Raw genomic sequence first — 16,158 nt, forward strand, 5'->3', positions numbered from 1 at the left:
TCAATCGTGCCAAGCGGGCGGCGGAAGGGCAAGCCCCGCACCACCGCGTTGCCTGCGCCAAATGCAGAAAGACCGCGCGGTGGGCAACCGCGCGGCCGGTAACATGGCAGTGTGTGCGACAGGATCAGAGCGGGTCGCCGATGACGCTGGTCGAGCCCTGCTTGAAGTTGCCCGACGCGACGGTCGGCGGCGCGACGCCCGAGCAGACCGGCTTGCCGTAGCGGTCGTAGCGGCGGGCGAGATAGCCCTCGACCCCGTCATCGGCGATCCAGTTGTCGCAGCCGTCCGGATCGACCCAGACGCCCCACTTGAGCTGGCTGAGGTCGTCACGGTCGATGAGGTTGAGGTCCTTGCTCTTGTCGGGACCGATCGGCACGTCGGTGGCGCAGGCGGAGAGCGCGGCGACGGTGCCGAGCGCGAGAGCGAGTTTAGCAAGTTTCATGGCCGGTCTCCTCAGCGCACACACAGGATTTCGACGCGGCGGTTCTTCGCCATGCCCTCGGCCGTGCGATTGGTCGCGACCGGGTAGTCCTCGCCGTAGCCGCGCACGTCGACGATGCGGGCGCCCGAGGCGCGGGCGACCTGGGCCACCGCGTTGGCGCGGTTGTAGCTCAGCCGCATGTTGTATTCCTTGCTGGCGCGCGCGTCGGTGTGGCCGACGATGATGAAGCCGAAGGCGCTGGCGCTCTGGAAGAACTGGCGCAGGCGGTCGCGGCCGCCGGCGTGGATGTTGTACTTGTCGGTGGCGAAATACTGGTCGGTGTTGAGCGTGCCGCAGACGTTGATATCTCGGCAGACCGGCCGTCCGTCGGGGGTCATGCGCGAAACGGCGTAGCCCTCGACGCCGTCGTCCATCACCCAGATCTCGCAGCCGTCGGGCGAGATCGAGATCCCCGGAACGTAGCGCTCACCCTTGATGGTGCGCGTGCTCTGCGTGGAGATGGTCGGTTCCTTGAAGCCGTCGCTGCCGGCCGCGGCAGGGCTGATCCCCGCGGTGGCAGCGAGGCCGGCGATCGCCACGGCACCGAAGATGCCGCGGAGGGCTTTGGAAATGCAATTCGCCACAGCCTCTGTCCCTTGTTCTAAAAGTGGTTCCCCAGATGCCCCGGAGCCGGAGATCGGCGGAACGGTGCAAACATACTATAAACCAAGAGATTATCAGAGAATTCCGTTCTGTGAAGCGAAATCTACTACATATTGTGGTTAATGCCGGGACAAACAAGCCCCGCCCACAGCATTGTTCGCAAGGCCGCGACGGAGGGGCGGCGCCGGTGCGGCCGCCCCTTGCGACCGGGTCTCAGACCAGCTCGCCGCGCAGCGAATTCGGCCCGCTATCCACGATGCGCACGCGGCGCAGGTCGCCCGGCGACAGCCCCTCGGCCTCGACGTGAACCGCGTGCAGGTAGTCGGACTTGCCGACCATCTGGCCGGCCATCCGGCCCGGCTTCTCGAAAAGCACGCCGAGCTCGCGGCCGACCATCGCGTCCTGCAGGCGGCGCTGCTGCTGCGTGAGCAGCGCCTGTAGCCGCTGCAGGCGGTCGTCCTTTTCCTCCTCGGGCACCTGCGCGCGCTCGGCGGCCGGCGTGCCGGGCCGTTCGGAGTACTTGAACGAGAAAGCAGAGCCGTATTCCACCGCCTCGATCAGCGCGAGCGTGTCGCGGAAGTCCTGCTCGGTCTCTTCCGGGAAGCCGACGATAAAGTCGCCCGACAGGTGCAGGTCGGGACGGGCCGCGCGCAGCCGCTCGATGAGCCGCAGGTATTGCTCGGCGGTGTGCTGGCGGTTCATCCGCTTGAGGATACGGTCCGAGCCCGCCTGAACCGGCAGGTGCAGGTAGGGCATCAGCTTCTCGCAGTCGCCGTGGGCGGCGATCAGGGCGTCGTCCATGTCGTTCGGATGCGAGGTGGTGAAGCGGATGCGCTCGAGCCCGTCGATGGTCGCAAGCTCGCGGATGAGCCCCGCGAGCCCCCGGTCGTGGCCGTGGTAGGCGTTGACGTTCTGCCCCAGCAGGGTGATCTCGCGCACGCCGCGCTCGACGAGGTCGCGCGCCTCGTCCATCACGCGGGCCGCCGGGCGGCTCACCTCGGCACCACGGGTGTAGGGCACCACGCAAAAGGCGCAGAACTTGTCGCAGCCTTCCTGCACCGTGAGGAACGCGGTCGGGCCGCGCTTCGCCTTGGGCCGGGCCTTGAGGTGCTCGAACTTGTCCTCCTCGGGGAAGTCTGTGTCGAGCGCCTTGGCGCCGTTGTTCGTGCGGGCCAGCAGGTCGGGCAGCCGGTGATAGCTCTGCGGGCCGACCACCATGTCGACAAGCGGCTGGCGGCGGACGATCTCCTCGCCCTCGGCCTGCGCGACGCAGCCCGCCACCCCGATCTTGAGATCCGGGCGCTCGGCCTTGAGGCCCTTGTAGCGGCCCAGCTCCGAGTAGACCTTTTCGGCGGCCTTCTCGCGGATGTGGCAGGTGTTCAGCAGGATCATGTCGGCGTCATCGGGCCGGTCCGTCTGGACGTAGCCCTGCCCGCCCATGGCCTCGGCCATGCGCTCGCTGTCGTAGACGTTCATCTGGCAGCCGTAGGTCTTGATGTAGAGCTTCTTGGGCTGGGTCATGATGTGCTCCCGGTGGCGCGGTTCAAGTCGCGGCGGATAGCGCAAAACGCGGCCCGTGAAAAGGGGAGCGACGCGGCGGGTCGCGGCCCCTGCCCCGCGTTTCCCTCCCCGGACCGCGCCGGGCTTGCATCGGGCGCGACTTTCACGGAATCCTGCGGCGACCCCGCCCGGAGAAACCGCCCATGCACCACCCCGGCCTCGACGCCTTTCTCAGGAGCTCGAAAGCGGCGCTCGGCACCGGCCCCGTCGCGATGGTCTTCTGCGAGGACGCGGCCGAGATCGACACCACGCTGCGCCACCACCTGCAGTCGGGGTTTCGATGCGTGCTGGCCTTCATGCCCCCGCAATTCGCGCTGGCACCGGACCTGCGCGATCGCGTCCACCGGATCGACCACGACCCGGCCGCAGACCGGGCCGTGCCGCGCGCGGTCGACGCGGTCAGCGACGCCGCGCCGGGCCAGTGGATGTTCTACTGCTACAACGCGGAATACCTGTTCTACCCGTTCTGCGAGACCCGCACGGTCTCGGAGATGCTGGCGTTCCACGCCGAGGAACGCCGCGACGCCATGCTGACCTATGTCATCGACCTCTACGCCTCCGACCTCGACCGGCATCCCGACGCGGTGTCGCTCGACGAGGCATGGATGGACCGCTCGGGTTACTACGCGCTGGCACGCAAGGATCCGCAGAAGCACAACCACCCGAAGCAGCGGCAACTGGATTTCTTCGGCGGCCTGCGCTGGCGCTACGAAGAGCATGTCCCGCCCGCGCGGCGCAAGATCGACCGCATTTCGCTGTTCCGGGCGAAGCCGGGGCTGAGGCTGCGCGACGATCACACTTTCAGCGACGAGGAATACAACACCTACGCCTGCCCCTGGCACAACAACCTGACCGCGGCGCTGGTGTCGTTCCGCACCGCCAAGGCGCTCAAGCGCAACCCCGGCAGCAGCTCCGACATCCACAGCTTCCGCTGGCACAATTCCACGCCGTTCGAATGGCATTCGCGTCAGTTGCTGGACCTGGGGCTGATGGAACCGGGACAGTGGTTCTGAAGAAGGCCCCGGGCGGGGCCTTCCGCTCAGGTCAGTCGAACTGTTCCATGATGATGCGCTCCTCGGCGACGCCGAGTTTCTGCAGTTGCGTCTTCATGTCGTCGAGCATCGGCATCGGGCCGCAGACGTAGCAGGTGTCGTCCGCCGAGACGTATTCCTTCAGCAGCTCCCCGTCGATCTGCTCGCCGTAGAAGGGGCTGTCGGGCTCGTCGGTGACGATGTAGCGCGTCTTGAGCCCCGGCATCTTGTCGAACTCGTCGCGCAGGATGATGTCGCGCTCGGTCTTGTTCGAGAAGATCAGCGTGTTGCCCTCGAGCGAGCCGGTCTTGTCGAGCTTGTCGCGCAGGATCGAGATGAAGGGCGTCACGCCGGCACCGCCCGCGATGAACACGCCGTCGCCCTCGTCGTCGATGGCCCCCCAGACGTCCTTGAAGACCATGGTGTCGCCCGGCTGCAGCCTTGCGATGCGCTCGGAGACGCCATCGTGCCCCTCGGCCTCTTCGGGATAACTCTTGATGACGAACTCGAGATGGTCATCCTCGGGCAGCGACGTCATCGTGAAGGACTTCCAGGTGTCGCGCCAGCCATCCTCGTCGAGCGCGATATGCGCCGCCTGGCCGGCCTCGTAGGAAAACCCCTCGGGCTTGTCGAAGGTGATCTTGCGGGTGTCGTGGGTGACGCTCTCGACAGCTCGGATCTTCAGCTTGGTGGTCATGTGGGTGCCTCCTTTGAGAGGCAAACGAACCCGCAAGCCGACGGGTTCCGCGCCGGCGGTGGCGGCCGCGTTCACGTGTCGGAGACAGCCATCAGCGGCGCGGGAAAGCGCCGCGCCGGATCAGCTGCGCTTGCGCAGCCGGATCACCACGTCGACCGACGCGATCTCGGCCCCGTCGGGGGCGTCGGGCAGCCGCGAGATCACCATATCCTCGGCCGGGGCGTCGGTCAGGTGGCCGTCGTCCTCCCAGAAGAAATGCGGGTGATCGTGCGTGTTGGTGTCGAAGTAGCTGCGCGTGCCGTCGACCGTCACTTCCTGCATGAGGCCGGCGTCGCAGAAGGCCCGCAGCGTGTTGTAGACGGTCGCGAGCGAAACGCTTTCACCCTCTGCCTTGACCGCCGCGAAGAGACTTTCCGCGGTGACGTGGCGGTTGCGGCCATCGCCCACCAGCAAGGTGGCCAGCGCGACGCGCTGACGGGTCGGACGCAGACCGGCCCCGCTGAGCCAGTCGGTGCCCTTCTGAACGGCCTCTGTGGTCATCTCTGTTTCCGGCTGTTTACGCATCGTTCCTCATATAGCGGAGAGAGCGCCCCGATTTCAAACGAAAATACCCCGTGGTCCGCGCCACGACGACGCGGGTGCCCTCCCCCGCGGCAGGCTTGCATGCCGCGCACGGCGGGTGGTAAGGGAGGCCCCGATCTGAAACCCACGGAACAAGGGCCCGCCAAACATGGCCGACTACCCCACCAGCTTCGGCAAGGACGACCTGCTGAAATGCGCCCGCGGCGAGCTTTTCGGCCCCGGCAACGCGCAGCTTCCCGCCCCGCCCATGCTGATGATGGACCGCATCACCGACATTTCCGGTGATGGCGGCCCGCACGGCAAGGGCCACGTGGTGGCGGAATTCGACATCACCCCGGACCTGTGGTTCTTCGAGTGCCACTTTCCCGGCAACCCGATCATGCCGGGCTGCCTCGGGCTCGACGGGCTCTGGCAGCTCACCGGCTTCAACCTCGGCTGGCGCGGCTGGCAGGGGCGCGGCTACGCGCTTGGTGTGGGCGAGGTGAAACTCACCGGCATGGTGCGCCCCGAGCGCAAGATGCTGACCTACTACGTCAACTTCACCAAGGCCGTGCAGACCCGCCGCCTGACCATGGGCGTCGCCGACGGCATCGTCGAGGCGGATGGCGAGGTCATCTACCAGGTCAAGGACATGAAGGTCGCGCTCAGCGAAAGCTGAGCCCGGCGCGCGGGGGACCGGCTCCAACGGGCCGCGCCCCACCGGCGCGGTGCCCGGGCCCGGCGTCCGGCATGCCTCCGGCGGAGGTATTTTCAAAGAGAAGAAGGGCCGGGCCACAGCGACCGGTTTCCCGGCCCCCTTGCGGGGCGGAGACCCTTTGCCGGGGGCAGGATGGCCCGAGGGTGGCCGCATCCTCCGCTTGCGTCCCCCCGCCCGCATGTCCTAGATAGCGCCCAACCAAGAAAGGGAGGCCATATGCGCCGCGTCGTCGTCACCGGACTGGGCATCGTATCGTCCATCGGCAACAATGCCGAAGAGGTGCTCGCCTCGTTGAAGGCGGGCCGCTCAGGCATCACCGCGAACGAAGAGATGAAGGAACACGGCTTCCGCAGCCAGATCGCGGGCGCCGTGGACATCGACGTGAAGGAACACGTCGACAAGCGCACGCTGCGCTTCATGGGACCGGGCGCCGCCTACGCCCATATCGCCATGCAGCAGGCGATCGCGGATTCGGGGCTCGAGGAGGCAGAGGTCGTGAACCCGCGCACCGGCCTCATCGCCGGCTCCGGCGGGCCGTCGACCTCGGCCCTGCTCACCGCCCACCAGACCGTGCTCAAGAGCGGCGGCACCAAGCGTGTCGGCCCCTTCGCGGTTCCCAAGGCGATGTGCTCGACGATCTCCGCGAACCTGTCGACCGCCTTCAGGATCAAGGGCATCAACTACTCGATCACCTCGGCCTGCTCGACCTCGCTGCACTGCATCGGCAGCGCCGCCGAGCAGATCATGATGGGCAAGCAGGACGTGATGTTCGCCGGCGGCGGCGAAGAGCTCGACTGGACGCTGTCGTGCCTGTTCGACGCCATGGGCGCGATGTCGTCCAAGTACAACGACACCCCCGAGAAGGCCTCGCGCGCGTTCGACAAGGGCCGGGACGGCTTCGTGATCTCGGGCGGCGGCGGCATCGTCGTGCTGGAAGATCTCGAGCACGCCAAGGCGCGCGGCGCGAAGATCTACGCCGAGGTGACCGGCTTCGCCGCGACCTCGGACGGCCACGACATGGTCGCCCCCTCCGGCGAGGGCGGCGAGCGGGCGATGCGGCTGGCGCTGCAGACCCTGCCCGAGGACCGCTCGGTCGGCTACATCAACGCGCATGGCACCTCGACCCCGGTCGGCGACGTCGGCGAGATCGAGGCGGTGCGCCGCGTCTTCGGCGACGGCAGCACGCCCCCGGTCAGTTCGACCAAGTCGATGACCGGCCACAGCCAGGGCGCCACCGGCGCGCAGGAGGCGATCTACTGCCTGCTGGCGCTGCGCGACGATTTCATCATCCCCTCGATCAACGTGGACACGCTCGACCCGGCGCTGAAGCCGGAAGAGATCGCCACCGAATACAAGGACGCGGCGGGACTCGACACGGTCATGACCAACTCCTTCGGCTTCGGCGGCACCAACGGCTCGATGCTGCTGAGCCGTTACCGTGACTGAACAACCAATAAGAACAACGGATTGAAAACATGTCGGAGCTTCTGAAGGGCAAGCGCGGGCTGGTCATGGGCGTAGCCAACGAGCGCTCGATCGCATGGGGCATCGCGCAGGCCCTGCACGGCGCGGGGGCGGAGCTTGCCTTCACCTACCAGGGCGAAGCCTTCGGCAAGCGCCTCGAGCCGCTGGCGGCGAGCGTGGGCAGCGATTTCATGGTCGATGTCGATGTCACCGACGACGCCTCGCTCGATGCCGCCTTCGAGCAGCTCGGCGCGCGCTGGCCGACCATCGACTTCGTGGTGCATGCCATCGCCTTCTCGGACAAGTCCGAGCTCACGGGGCGGATCCTCAACACCAGCCGCACGAACTTCAAGAACTCGCTCGACATCTCCTGCTACAGTTTCATCGACGTCGCCCGCCGGGCGCATCCGCTGATGGTCGAGAACGGCGGCACGATGCTGACGCTGACCTATGACGGCTCGCAGCGGGTGGTGCCCAACTACAACGTCATGGGCATCGCCAAAGCGGCGCTGGAATCGGCGACGCGCTACCTTGCCAACGATCTCGGGCGCGAGGGCATCCGGGTGAACGCGATCTCGCCCGGCCCGATGAAGACGCTGGCCGGGGCCGCCATCGGCGGGGCCCGCAAGACCTACAAGCACACCGACCAGAACGCCCCCATGGGCGCCAACGCGACGCTCGAGGCGGTCGGCGGCACGGCGGTCTACCTCTGCTCGGACGCCGGCGCCTGCACCACCGGCGAGATCATCCACGTCGACGGCGGCTTCCACGTGCTCGGCATGCCGCAGTACGAGAACCTCTGAACGGCTCCGGCCCGCGCCCCGGCGCGGGTCGGCCCATACGCCCCTGCCCGCCTGTCGCGGGCGAAAGGAGCCCTGCCATGCTGACGGCGATCATCGATTACGAAAGCGGCAACCTGCACTCGGCTGAGAAGGCGTTCCAGCGCATGGCGGCCGAGACCGGCGCGGGCGAGGTCACCGTGACCACCGATCCGCACACCGTCTCGAACGCCGACCGCATCGTGCTGCCCGGCGATGGCGCCTTCCCCGCCTGCGCCACCGCGCTGCGCCGCTCGGGCTGCTTCGAGGCGATGGTCGAGGCGGTCGAGACCCGCGGTGTGCCGTTCCTCGGCATCTGCGTCGGCATGCAGCTTCTGGCGCGCAAGGGCCACGAGTACGAAGAGACCGACGGGCTGGGCTGGATCGACGGCGAGGTCGAGCGGATCGTGCCCTCGGACCCGTCGCTGAAGGTGCCGCACATGGGCTGGAACGACCTGGTGATCGACACGCCCCACCCGGTGCTCGACGGCATCTCGACCGGGGACCATGCCTATTTCGTGCATTCCTACCAGATGCGCCTGGTCGATCCGGGACAGCGGCTGGCGCATGTCGACTATGGCGGCGACGTGACCGCCATCGTCGGCAAGGACACGGTCATCGGCCTGCAGTTCCACCCCGAGAAGAGCGCCGCCACCGGCCTGCAGATGATCGCCAACTTCCTCAACTGGCGCCCCTGACCGGGGAGCGGGCCGGGGCTGAAGGGCCCCGTCCCTTTCGCCCGTTACTGCACCCGCCGCCATGTCTGGGCACGGCAGATTCCGAGCACGCAGCCCTCGACCTTGAGGCGGTTGCCGCCGAGCGTCATCCGCGCGTTGTAGGTCTTGTCGCGATCCGGCGCCCAGATCTTGCCGCCGCGATACTCGCCGCCGCCGCGCGGCTCCATGCCCCAGATCATCTGCCGCCCGATGTTGGGCGAGGCGATGGGGCTGCCGGCGCTGTCGAACCCCTTGCCCAGCACCCCGCAGATCTCGGCCCCGCAGGGCGCGATCGTCACATGCGCGTAGTTGCCGTTGTCGTCGGGCTGGGTCATCCAGACGCCCTCGACCGGGTCGGCCGCGGCCGCCCCCGCGACAAGCGCAAGCGCCGCCGCCAGTATCGTGGTTCTCATCTCTCTCCTCCTCCGTCGAGATGGCCCCGAGCCTGCGGCAAGCGCCCGTTTCCGTTCAACAATGACGCGGGGTCGGATTGCACAAGACCTCACGTCATGCGACTATGGGAAAAAATCGAAGCTGAGCAGACATCATGATCCTGTATCCCGCCATCGACCTCAAGGACGGCAAGGCCGTGCGCCTGCTTCGCGGCGACATGGACAAGGCCACCGTCTTCAACGACGACCCCGCCGCGCAGGCTCTGGAGTTCGTGGCGGCCGGCTGCGAATGGCTGCACCTCGTTGACCTGAACGGCGCCTTCGCCGGCGAGCCGGTGAACGCCGCCGCGGTCGAGGCGATCCTGACCACGACCAACACCCCGGCGCAGCTTGGTGGCGGCATCCGCGATATGGCCACCATCGAGCGCTGGCTCGACAAGGGGCTGGCGCGGGTCATCCTCGGCACCGTGGCGGTCGAGAACCCGGCGCTGGTGCGCGAGGCCGCAGCCGCCTTCCCCGGCAAGATCGCCGTGGGCATCGACGCCCGCGACGGCCGCGTCGCCACCAAGGGTTGGGCCGAGGTCACCGACGTCGATGCCGTGGAGCTCGCCAAGAGCTACGAGGACGCCGGCGTCGCCGCGATCATCTACACCGACATCAACCGCGACGGCGCCATGCAGGGCCCCAACATCGAGGCCACGGCAGCGCTTGCCAACGCGGTGACGATCCCGGTGATCGCCTCGGGCGGCGTCTCGTCGCTCAAGGACCTGCGCGCGCTGCGCGACTGCGGCGCCACGCTCAATGGCGCCATCTCGGGCCGCGCGCTCTACGACGGGGCCATCGACCTCAAGGAAGCGCTGAAGCTGCTCAAGGTCTGACCTCCGGTTATCCGTTCATCCCGGACGGGGGTGGGTTGCAAACTCGCCCTACGCCATCGCGCTGCGGTCCGACGGCCTGCACGAGCTGCCCCGGCAGCCGCGTCCCGACCGGCGATGATCGAAACCCGCCCATGAGACCTGTCGCAGCGCCTCGTAGGGTGGGTTTACCAACCCACCGCCCCTGCCCTCACAGGTCGATGTCGAGCGACACCGGGAAATGGTCCGATGCCACGAGAAGCGCCTCGCGCAATTCCGGCGTCTTCCAGCAGACCGGATCGTCGAACGGGTGCCAGATCCGCCAGCGCGGCCCCATCGCCGCGAGGTCCGGCGACACCATGATGTAGTCGAGCATCGCCTGCAGGAACCGCTTCTCGCCCTTCAGGTAGAACCGCGCCGAGGTCGGATGCGGCCCAAGCTTCGAGCCCAGCGTCGCCACGGCGTTCGGATCGTGGAGCCGTGGCCCGCCGTCGCCCAGCACGATCTCGACCGAGCTGCGCCCGAAGAGATGCTCGTATTCATCGAGACCCGGGCCGTCGTTCAGGTCGCCCATCACGATCACGCTGTCGCCGGCCTCGAGATGCGTGCGGACGCGCCGCCGCAGCCAGATCGCCTGCGCCAACTGCTTGCGCCGGTTGGCGATCCCCGGCCGCATGATCTGGTCGCGGGTCTCGGCGCCATGCGGCGCCTTGGACTTCAGGTGCGCACCGATCAGCCGCAGCTCGTGCCCCCGGGCGGTGACCGCCGCGACCTCGAGCGGTGGCTTCGAAAAGGTCACGCGGTCCTCGGTCTCGTCGATGTCGAGGTCGATTCGGAACACCCCGTCGAAGCGCGGCACCTCACCCCCGGGCGTGCCCTCCGGCGCATGCCGCACGGTCAGCACCGCCGGGTCGTAGAGCAGCGCGATCTCCTGCTGGGTGCCGTTCAGGAAACCGGTCAGCACGGCCCGCGTGCGCAAGTCGAAGGCCTCGGCAAAAGCGTTCAGCGCCCGGGTGGTGTTGCGGCGGGTGTTGCTGTCGGGGGCCTCGACGATCATCCAAGCATCGGCATCGACGGCGGTGAAGACGATGCCGAGCGCCTCGATCTGCTGCGCCCGCGTTATGTCATGCCGGGCAGACCAGCGGTCATCGGCCAGCAGCGTTCCCGCGTCGTCGAAGAGCGCGTCGAACCATTCGACGTTGTAGGTGGCCAGCCGCACCGGCTCGCGCTCAGGCGGCCCGCTGCGCCGAGATTTCCTCCCAGGCGCGGTTGATGTCGATGAGGCGCTTCTCGGAGAGCTTCACCGCCTCTTCCGGCACGCCGCGCGCCTGCATCACGTCGGGGTGGCTGTCGCGGACGAGTTGCCGCCACTGGCGGCGGATCTCGGCGAGCGGCGCGTCGTGCGAGACGCCCAGCACCGCGTAGGGATCGGGCTCTGCATCGGGCACGAAGCGGCTGCGGATGGCACGGAACTGCGACGCCGGGATCTCGAAGATCTCGGCCACCCGCTCGAGGAACTCGGCCTCGTCCGGGTGATACTGACCGTCGGCCACCGCGATGTAGAAGAGCCCCTCCATCAGGTCGCAGATCGGCCCCTTGTTGCCGTCGAACATCCGGCGGATGCGGCGCGCGTATTCCTCGAAGCCGGCCACGTCCTGCCGCGCGAGGTTGAAGACCCGCGCAGCGGCGGCCTCGTCTTCCGGCGGGATCGAGAAGATCTCGCGGAAGGCGGCCACCTCGTTGCGCGTGACCCGGCCGTCGGCCTTGGCCATCTTCGCAGACAGCGCGATCACCGCGATGGTGAAGGCAACGGTGCGCTCGGGCGGCTGGCGGAGACGGTCGAAGACCGCGCCCAGCCCTTCGCCCTTGGCCAGCGCGGAAAGCGCCTCGGATATGCGGGTCCAGATCGACATGGGCGGAGTTTACGCGCTCTGCGCGGCGGTGTCAGGACGGATCACGGAAATTTCTGCATCAGCACAAGGTCCATCCAGCGGTCGAACTTCCGACCGACCTGCGGCAGCCGTGCGACCTCGTGAAAGCCGATGGCGGCGTGAAACGCCACGCCTGCAGGGTTTTCCGCCGAAATCCCGGCCATCAGCGCATGCACCCCCTGCCGCTGCGCCTCGTCTTCGAGCGCCGCCATGAGCGCGCGTCCCGCCCCGCGACCTCTTGCCTCGGGGGCGAGGATGACCGTGTGTTCCTTCGTCCAGGCGTAGCCCGGCCCCGCGCGGAACGGAAAGAAGGTCGCGAACCCCAGGAGCGCGCCGCCGTCCTCCGCCACCACGAAGGCGGGACCGCGCGCGGCGATGTCGGCCGCGAGTCCGGCCTCGGTTTTTTCGTCGGTGGTGAAGGTGATCGCCGTGTCGCGGATCCACGGGTTCCAGAGGGCCACGAGCGGCGCGGCGTCCTCCGCGCGGGCCGGGCGCACGATCATCGCGGGACGGTCATTGCAGGATGCGAAGCTGGCCCTGCGGGGTGCGCAACTCGGCACGCAGCGCGGGGCGGGCGCCGGTCGCGAACCGGACCAGCGGCGCATCGAGATATGGCGCCAGCAGCGCCTCGAGCCCCTCGGCCTCGGGATGGATGACCTCGAGACCGGTGAGCCGCGCGCCCGACGCCGAGAGGATCGCCCCGGCGGGCACCGGGCTCAGCCACTGGATCAGCGCCGGGAACATGCCGTCATAGGGCAGCATCCCGTCCCCGGGCACCGACATCAGCCAGCGCAGCCGCCCGCGCGACAGCTCGACCGGGCGGCCCGCCATCGGCAGCGCCGCCAGCGCCTCGTCCATGTCGCGCACCCGGCAGATCCACTTGTCGAGCCGCGCCGGCCCCTTGAAGCGGTCGAGCCCGAACCAGCGTGGTTCGGTCGGCGGCTCGGCTGCGGGGTCGATGGCCAGCGCCTCGAGGTAGACGCCGCCCAGCCCGAGAAGCTGGTTGTGGGTGCCGTAGCGTGGATGGGTGCCGCCGGGCAGCAACGGCATCCCCACCGCCGACTCGGCGTGGGCGACGGCTTCTTCCAGGCTCTCGCCCAGCACCGCGATGTGGTCCAGTTCCAGCTTCAGCGTCATGCCCCGCCCGTCGTTCGTTCAGCTGTGGAACGATAGGGCACGGCCCCCGGCAAGCAAATGCAAAAACGCATCGCGGGCCGGAGGTTGCCCCGGCCCGCGCCAAACACGTCACAACAGCGGCGCGTCAGCCCCGCGAGGAGCCGATGAGCTTCAGGATGTCCTGCGCCGCGTCGGGGATGTTGGTGCCCGGTCCGAAGATCGCCTTGACCCCGGCGTCATACAGGAACTGGTAATCCTGGTGCGGGATCACGCCGCCGCAGATCACGATGATATCCTCGGCCCCCTGCTCCTTCAGTGCCTTGACGAGCTGCGGCGCAAGGGTCTTGTGCCCCGCCGCCTGGCTCGAGATGCCGACGATGTGCACGTCGTTGTCGATCGCGTCCTGCGCCGCCTCTTCCGGGGTCTGGAACAGCGGGCCGACGTCGACGTCGAAGCCGATGTCGGCAAAGGCGGTGGCGATGACCTTGGCGCCACGGTCATGGCCGTCCTGGCCCATCTTGACCACCAGCATGCGCGGACGGCGGCCTTCTGCCTCGGCGAAATCCTCGACGGATTTCTGGATGGCGGCAAAGCCCTCGTCGCCCTCGTAGGCGGCACCGTATACGCCCGCGAGCGTCTTCACCTCGGCCCGGTGACGGCCGAACACCTTTTCCATCGCCATGCTGATCTCTCCGACCGTGGCCCGGGCACGGGCTGCTTCCACCGCGGCTTCCAGCAGGTTGCCGCCCTCCTTCGACCGCCGCTCGAGCTCGGCCAGCGCCGCGTCGCAGGCGGCCTGGTCGCGCGTCGCGCGGATGCGCTCGAGCGCCTTGACCTGACCGTCACGCACCTTGGCGTTGTCGATGTCGAGGATGTCGAGCTCGTCTTCCTTCTCGAGCCGATACTTGTTCACGCCGACGATCACGTCGTCGCCGCGGTCGATGTCGGCCTGCCGGCGGGCGGCGGTCTCCTCGATGCGCAGCTTGGGCATGCCCGAGGCCACCGCCTTGGTCATGCCGCCCATCTCGTCGACCTCCTCGATCAGCTTCCACGCGGCCTCGGCAAGGTCGGCGGTCAGCTTCTCGACGTAGTAGGAGCCGGCCATCGGGTCGACGACCTTGGTCACGCCGGTCTCTTCCTGCAGGATGAGCTGGGTGTTGCGCGCGATCCGGGCCGAGAACTCGGTCGGCAGCGCGATCGCCTCGTCGAGCGCGTTGGTGTGCAGCGACTGGGTGCCGCCGAGCACCGCGCTCATCGCCTCGTAGGCGGTGCGGATGACGTTGTTGTAGGGATCCTGCTCGGCCAGCGACACCCCCGAGGTCTGGCAGTGCGTGCGCAGCATCTTCGAGCGCGACGACTTGGCGCCGAGCTCGGTCATGATGCGCGACCACAGCATCCGCGCGGCGCGCAGCTTGGCGATCTCCATGAAGAAGTTCTTGCCGATGGCGAAGAAGAACGACAGCCGGCCGGCGAACTTGTCGATGTCCATGCCGGCATCCATCGCCGTCTTCACGTATTCCTTGCCGTCGGCCAGCGTGAACGCGAGCTCCTGCACGAGGTTCGCGCCCGCTTCCTGCATGTGGTAGCCGGAGATCGAGATCGAGTTGAAGCGCGGCATCTCGTTCGAGGTATACTCGATGATGTCCGAGATGATGCGCATCGAGGGTTCGGGCGGATAGATGTAGGTGTTCCGCACCATGAACTCTTTCAGGATGTCGTTCTGGATGGTCCCGGACAGCACCGACTTGTCGTGGCCCTGCTCTTCACCGGTGACGATGAAGTTCGCCAGCACCGGGATCACCGCGCCGTTCATGGTCATCGAGACCGAGATCTGATCGAGCGGGATGCCGTCGAAGAGAACCTTCATGTCCTCGACCGAGTCGATGGCGACGCCGGCCTTGCCCACGTCGCCCACGACGCGCGGGTGGTCGCTGTCGTAGCCACGATGGGTGGCGAGGTCGAAGGCCACCGACACGCCCTGCTGACCGGCGGCCAGCGCCTTGCGGTAGAAGGCGTTCGACTCCTCGGCGGTGGAAAAGCCCGCATACTGCCGGATCGTCCACGGACGGCCGGTGTACATGGTCGCGCGCACGCCGCGGGTGAATGGCTCGACACCCGGAACCTCGTCGATCTGCGGCAGCCCCTCGATGTCGGCGGGGGTATAGAGCGGCTTGACCTCGATGCCCTCGAGCGTCTTCCAGTTCAGGCCCTCCAGCGGGCGGCCCTTCAGTTCCTTTTCAGCGAGTGCCTGCCAGTTGTCCAGTTTGGCTGTCATCGTCCTGTCCTCTCCTTGGTGGAGCCGGGGGCCAGGCTGCGCTGTCCTCTCCGTGCTCCGGGTCCTCTGTCAGTCGGGCCAGACCACCCGCCCCGGCGTGCAGCCAGAACAGGTCGTCGGAATACCTTTCGCGCAGCGCCGCTGCCTGCGCGGGCGTGAACGGCATCCAGCGCCCCTCGCCCTCGGGCAGCCGCAAAGGGTCCTCGCCGCGCGCCGCAAGCACCGCGCGCAGCTCTGCGAGCCGCGGGCTGCGGTGCGTCCAGATGCCCCCCGGCGGCAGCGCCGGGCCGGCCTGCCCGGTGGCGCAGCGCAGCAGAAGATCGGGGCGCGAGACCAGCCGCTCGAAGGGGGTGACCACGATCTCGGCCTCGGGCAGCGCCGCGCGGATGTCGCCGATGACGTGCCGCCAGCTGCGCCGGGCCTCTGCCAGCGTGGCAAGCGTTGATGGATCGGGCAGCGGGGCACCACGCGGCAGCAGGAAGGCCAGCGTCGAGGCCCACCACATCTCTGGCGAGCGGATCTGCAGCACCACGCGCCGCACCGCGCCAAGGGCCGCGCCCATCCGCGCCAGCCGCGTCGCCGCGTCCGGGTAGAGCCGCCGCGCGCGCAGGCAGGCCCGCGGGGTGCCGAGCATGTTCTCTTCCGACACGATCAGCGCCTTGGCCCCCTGCCGCGTGGCGGACGAAAGTGCGAGCCGTACGCGCCCCTCCGCCCTGCCCGTCGGACAGGCGCAGGGGCACGGATCGAAGAGCCCGTGAAACAGCCCCTTGCGGGTGCGCCGGGGCTCCCACGCCACCAGCCCCTGCGCCGTCAGGGCGCCCTCTGCGCCCCGCAGGTAGGACTGGAACGTGGTCGTGCCCGTGCGGTGCGCGCCCGGGTGCAGGATGATGTCCATGAACCGCCGTCTCCGTGTGAAGGGATCGCGTCATCATGCGGCCCTC

Annotated in this window: 18 protein-coding genes; 6 read left to right on the top strand and 12 right to left on the bottom strand. The window is 68.2% G+C overall.

Translation table 11 applies throughout. The features are described from left to right. Positions 1 to 124 precede the first annotated feature (124 nt). The 3 genes from D6860_RS06900 to miaB all read right to left on the bottom strand — a co-directional run bounded on the left by D6860_RS06900 (position 125) and on the right by miaB (position 2,605). Positions 125 to 442: a hypothetical protein gene (locus D6860_RS06900; RefSeq protein WP_017467706.1), complete on the bottom strand. Its 318-nt coding sequence runs from the start codon at positions 440 to 442 to the stop codon at positions 125 to 127. An 11-nt stretch (positions 443 to 453) separates the two neighbouring features. After that, the gene (locus D6860_RS06905; RefSeq protein ID WP_017467705.1) at positions 454 to 1,065 is read right to left on the bottom strand and encodes an OmpA family protein; all 612 of its coding nucleotides are present in this window, start codon (positions 1,063 to 1,065) and stop codon (positions 454 to 456) included. Between the two features lie 232 nt (positions 1,066 to 1,297). Next, positions 1,298 to 2,605: a tRNA (N6-isopentenyl adenosine(37)-C2)-methylthiotransferase MiaB gene (gene miaB / locus D6860_RS06910; RefSeq protein WP_076622122.1), complete on the bottom strand. Its 1,308-nt coding sequence runs from the start codon at positions 2,603 to 2,605 to the stop codon at positions 1,298 to 1,300. A 182-nt stretch (positions 2,606 to 2,787) separates the two neighbouring features. Between miaB and D6860_RS06915 the strand changes: the two genes are divergently transcribed. Continuing rightward, complete coding sequence (locus tag D6860_RS06915) at positions 2,788 to 3,657, top strand: hypothetical protein (RefSeq protein WP_076622123.1); 870 nt, start codon at positions 2,788 to 2,790, stop codon at positions 3,655 to 3,657. 31 nt (positions 3,658 to 3,688) lie between these two features. Here D6860_RS06915 and D6860_RS06920 read toward each other — a convergent pair whose 3' ends face one another. Continuing rightward, complete coding sequence (locus D6860_RS06920; RefSeq protein ID WP_017467889.1) at positions 3,689 to 4,372, bottom strand: FAD-binding oxidoreductase; 684 nt, start codon at positions 4,370 to 4,372, stop codon at positions 3,689 to 3,691. Between the two features lie 120 nt (positions 4,373 to 4,492). After that, complete coding sequence (gene irrA / locus D6860_RS06925) at positions 4,493 to 4,912, bottom strand: iron response transcriptional regulator IrrA (protein WP_017467888.1); 420 nt, start codon at positions 4,910 to 4,912, stop codon at positions 4,493 to 4,495. Between the two features lie 190 nt (positions 4,913 to 5,102). Here irrA and fabA point away from each other — a divergent pair, with 190 nt between their 5' ends. The 4 genes from fabA to hisH all read left to right on the top strand — a co-directional run bounded on the left by fabA (position 5,103) and on the right by hisH (position 8,631). Continuing rightward, on the top strand, positions 5,103 to 5,612 hold the full coding sequence (gene fabA / locus D6860_RS06930) for a bifunctional 3-hydroxydecanoyl-ACP dehydratase/trans-2-decenoyl-ACP isomerase (RefSeq protein ID WP_076622124.1): 510 nt from the start codon (positions 5,103 to 5,105) through the stop codon (positions 5,610 to 5,612). A 255-nt stretch (positions 5,613 to 5,867) separates the two neighbouring features. Further along, positions 5,868 to 7,097: a beta-ketoacyl-ACP synthase I gene (gene fabB, locus D6860_RS06935; RefSeq protein ID WP_076622125.1), complete on the top strand. Its 1,230-nt coding sequence runs from the start codon at positions 5,868 to 5,870 to the stop codon at positions 7,095 to 7,097. Positions 7,098 to 7,126: 29 nt separating this feature from the next. Continuing rightward, the gene (locus D6860_RS06940; protein WP_076622126.1) at positions 7,127 to 7,918 is read left to right on the top strand and encodes an enoyl-ACP reductase FabI; all 792 of its coding nucleotides are present in this window, start codon (positions 7,127 to 7,129) and stop codon (positions 7,916 to 7,918) included. 77 nt (positions 7,919 to 7,995) lie between these two features. Then, positions 7,996 to 8,631: an imidazole glycerol phosphate synthase subunit HisH gene (gene hisH, locus D6860_RS06945; RefSeq protein ID WP_017469559.1), complete on the top strand. Its 636-nt coding sequence runs from the start codon at positions 7,996 to 7,998 to the stop codon at positions 8,629 to 8,631. Between the two features lie 44 nt (positions 8,632 to 8,675). On the opposite strand, the gene D6860_RS06950 is transcribed toward hisH, so the two are convergent. Then, on the bottom strand, positions 8,676 to 9,062 hold the full coding sequence (locus tag D6860_RS06950; RefSeq protein ID WP_076622127.1) for a DUF2147 domain-containing protein: 387 nt from the start codon (positions 9,060 to 9,062) through the stop codon (positions 8,676 to 8,678). A 134-nt stretch (positions 9,063 to 9,196) separates the two neighbouring features. On the opposite strand from D6860_RS06950, the gene hisA reads away from it, so the two are divergent. Next, complete coding sequence (gene hisA, locus D6860_RS06955; protein WP_017469034.1) at positions 9,197 to 9,919, top strand: 1-(5-phosphoribosyl)-5-[(5-phosphoribosylamino)methylideneamino]imidazole-4-carboxamide isomerase; 723 nt, start codon at positions 9,197 to 9,199, stop codon at positions 9,917 to 9,919. A gap of 187 nt (positions 9,920 to 10,106) precedes the next feature. On the opposite strand, the gene D6860_RS06960 is transcribed toward hisA, so the two are convergent. The 6 genes from D6860_RS06960 to D6860_RS06985 form a co-directional block, all read right to left on the bottom strand. Further along, complete coding sequence (locus D6860_RS06960; RefSeq protein WP_076622128.1) at positions 10,107 to 11,114, bottom strand: endonuclease/exonuclease/phosphatase family protein; 1,008 nt, start codon at positions 11,112 to 11,114, stop codon at positions 10,107 to 10,109. A gap of 10 nt (positions 11,115 to 11,124) precedes the next feature. Then, positions 11,125 to 11,808, bottom strand: a complete 684-nt coding sequence (locus D6860_RS06965; protein ID WP_017468623.1) for a molecular chaperone DjiA — start codon at positions 11,806 to 11,808, stop codon at positions 11,125 to 11,127. A 41-nt stretch (positions 11,809 to 11,849) separates the two neighbouring features. Beyond that, complete coding sequence (locus D6860_RS06970) at positions 11,850 to 12,329, bottom strand: GNAT family N-acetyltransferase (protein WP_076622129.1); 480 nt, start codon at positions 12,327 to 12,329, stop codon at positions 11,850 to 11,852. Positions 12,330 to 12,339: 10 nt separating this feature from the next. Then, a complete protein-coding gene (locus D6860_RS06975) occupies positions 12,340 to 12,963 on the bottom strand; it encodes a VOC family protein (RefSeq protein WP_076622130.1) in 624 nt (207 codons plus the stop codon). A 124-nt stretch (positions 12,964 to 13,087) separates the two neighbouring features. Beyond that, positions 13,088 to 15,217: a methylmalonyl-CoA mutase gene (gene scpA / locus D6860_RS06980; protein WP_076622131.1), complete on the bottom strand. Its 2,130-nt coding sequence runs from the start codon at positions 15,215 to 15,217 to the stop codon at positions 13,088 to 13,090. Continuing rightward, the gene (locus tag D6860_RS06985) at positions 15,180 to 16,112 is read right to left on the bottom strand and encodes a hypothetical protein (protein WP_076622132.1); all 933 of its coding nucleotides are present in this window, start codon (positions 16,110 to 16,112) and stop codon (positions 15,180 to 15,182) included. Before D6860_RS06985 ends, scpA begins: the two co-directional genes overlap by 38 nt. Positions 16,113 to 16,158 lie beyond the last annotated feature (46 nt).

The sequence above is a fragment of the Salipiger sp. D13 genome, from assembly GCF_003703915.1.
GTDB lineage: Bacteria > Pseudomonadota > Alphaproteobacteria > Rhodobacterales > Rhodobacteraceae > Salipiger > Salipiger profundus.

What these genes read in the sequence shown, in the direction of transcription:
- D6860_RS06920 (WP_017467889.1), bottom strand. Translation starts at nt 4,372, where the DNA reads ATGACCACCAAGCTGAAGATCCGAGCTGTCGAGAGCGTCACCCACGAC.
- D6860_RS06975 (WP_076622130.1), bottom strand. Translation starts at nt 12,963, where the DNA reads ATGACGCTGAAGCTGGAACTGGACCACATCGCGGTGCTGGGCGAGAGC.
- hisA (WP_017469034.1), top strand. Translation starts at nt 9,197, where the DNA reads ATGATCCTGTATCCCGCCATCGACCTCAAGGACGGCAAGGCCGTGCGC.
- D6860_RS06970 (WP_076622129.1), bottom strand. Translation starts at nt 12,329, where the DNA reads ATGATCGTGCGCCCGGCCCGCGCGGAGGACGCCGCGCCGCTCGTGGCC.
- D6860_RS06965 (WP_017468623.1), bottom strand. Translation starts at nt 11,808, where the DNA reads ATGTCGATCTGGACCCGCATATCCGAGGCGCTTTCCGCGCTGGCCAAG.
- D6860_RS06985 (WP_076622132.1), bottom strand. Translation starts at nt 16,112, where the DNA reads ATGGACATCATCCTGCACCCGGGCGCGCACCGCACGGGCACGACCACG.
- D6860_RS06940 (WP_076622126.1), top strand. Translation starts at nt 7,127, where the DNA reads ATGTCGGAGCTTCTGAAGGGCAAGCGCGGGCTGGTCATGGGCGTAGCC.
- D6860_RS06950 (WP_076622127.1), bottom strand. Translation starts at nt 9,062, where the DNA reads ATGAGAACCACGATACTGGCGGCGGCGCTTGCGCTTGTCGCGGGGGCG.
- fabA (WP_076622124.1), top strand. Translation starts at nt 5,103, where the DNA reads ATGGCCGACTACCCCACCAGCTTCGGCAAGGACGACCTGCTGAAATGC.
- D6860_RS06900 (WP_017467706.1), bottom strand. Translation starts at nt 442, where the DNA reads ATGAAACTTGCTAAACTCGCTCTCGCGCTCGGCACCGTCGCCGCGCTC.
- scpA (WP_076622131.1), bottom strand. Translation starts at nt 15,217, where the DNA reads ATGACAGCCAAACTGGACAACTGGCAGGCACTCGCTGAAAAGGAACTG.
- fabB (WP_076622125.1), top strand. Translation starts at nt 5,868, where the DNA reads ATGCGCCGCGTCGTCGTCACCGGACTGGGCATCGTATCGTCCATCGGC.
- irrA (WP_017467888.1), bottom strand. Translation starts at nt 4,912, where the DNA reads ATGACCACAGAGGCCGTTCAGAAGGGCACCGACTGGCTCAGCGGGGCC.
- hisH (WP_017469559.1), top strand. Translation starts at nt 7,996, where the DNA reads ATGCTGACGGCGATCATCGATTACGAAAGCGGCAACCTGCACTCGGCT.
- D6860_RS06915 (WP_076622123.1), top strand. Translation starts at nt 2,788, where the DNA reads ATGCACCACCCCGGCCTCGACGCCTTTCTCAGGAGCTCGAAAGCGGCG.
- miaB (WP_076622122.1), bottom strand. Translation starts at nt 2,605, where the DNA reads ATGACCCAGCCCAAGAAGCTCTACATCAAGACCTACGGCTGCCAGATG.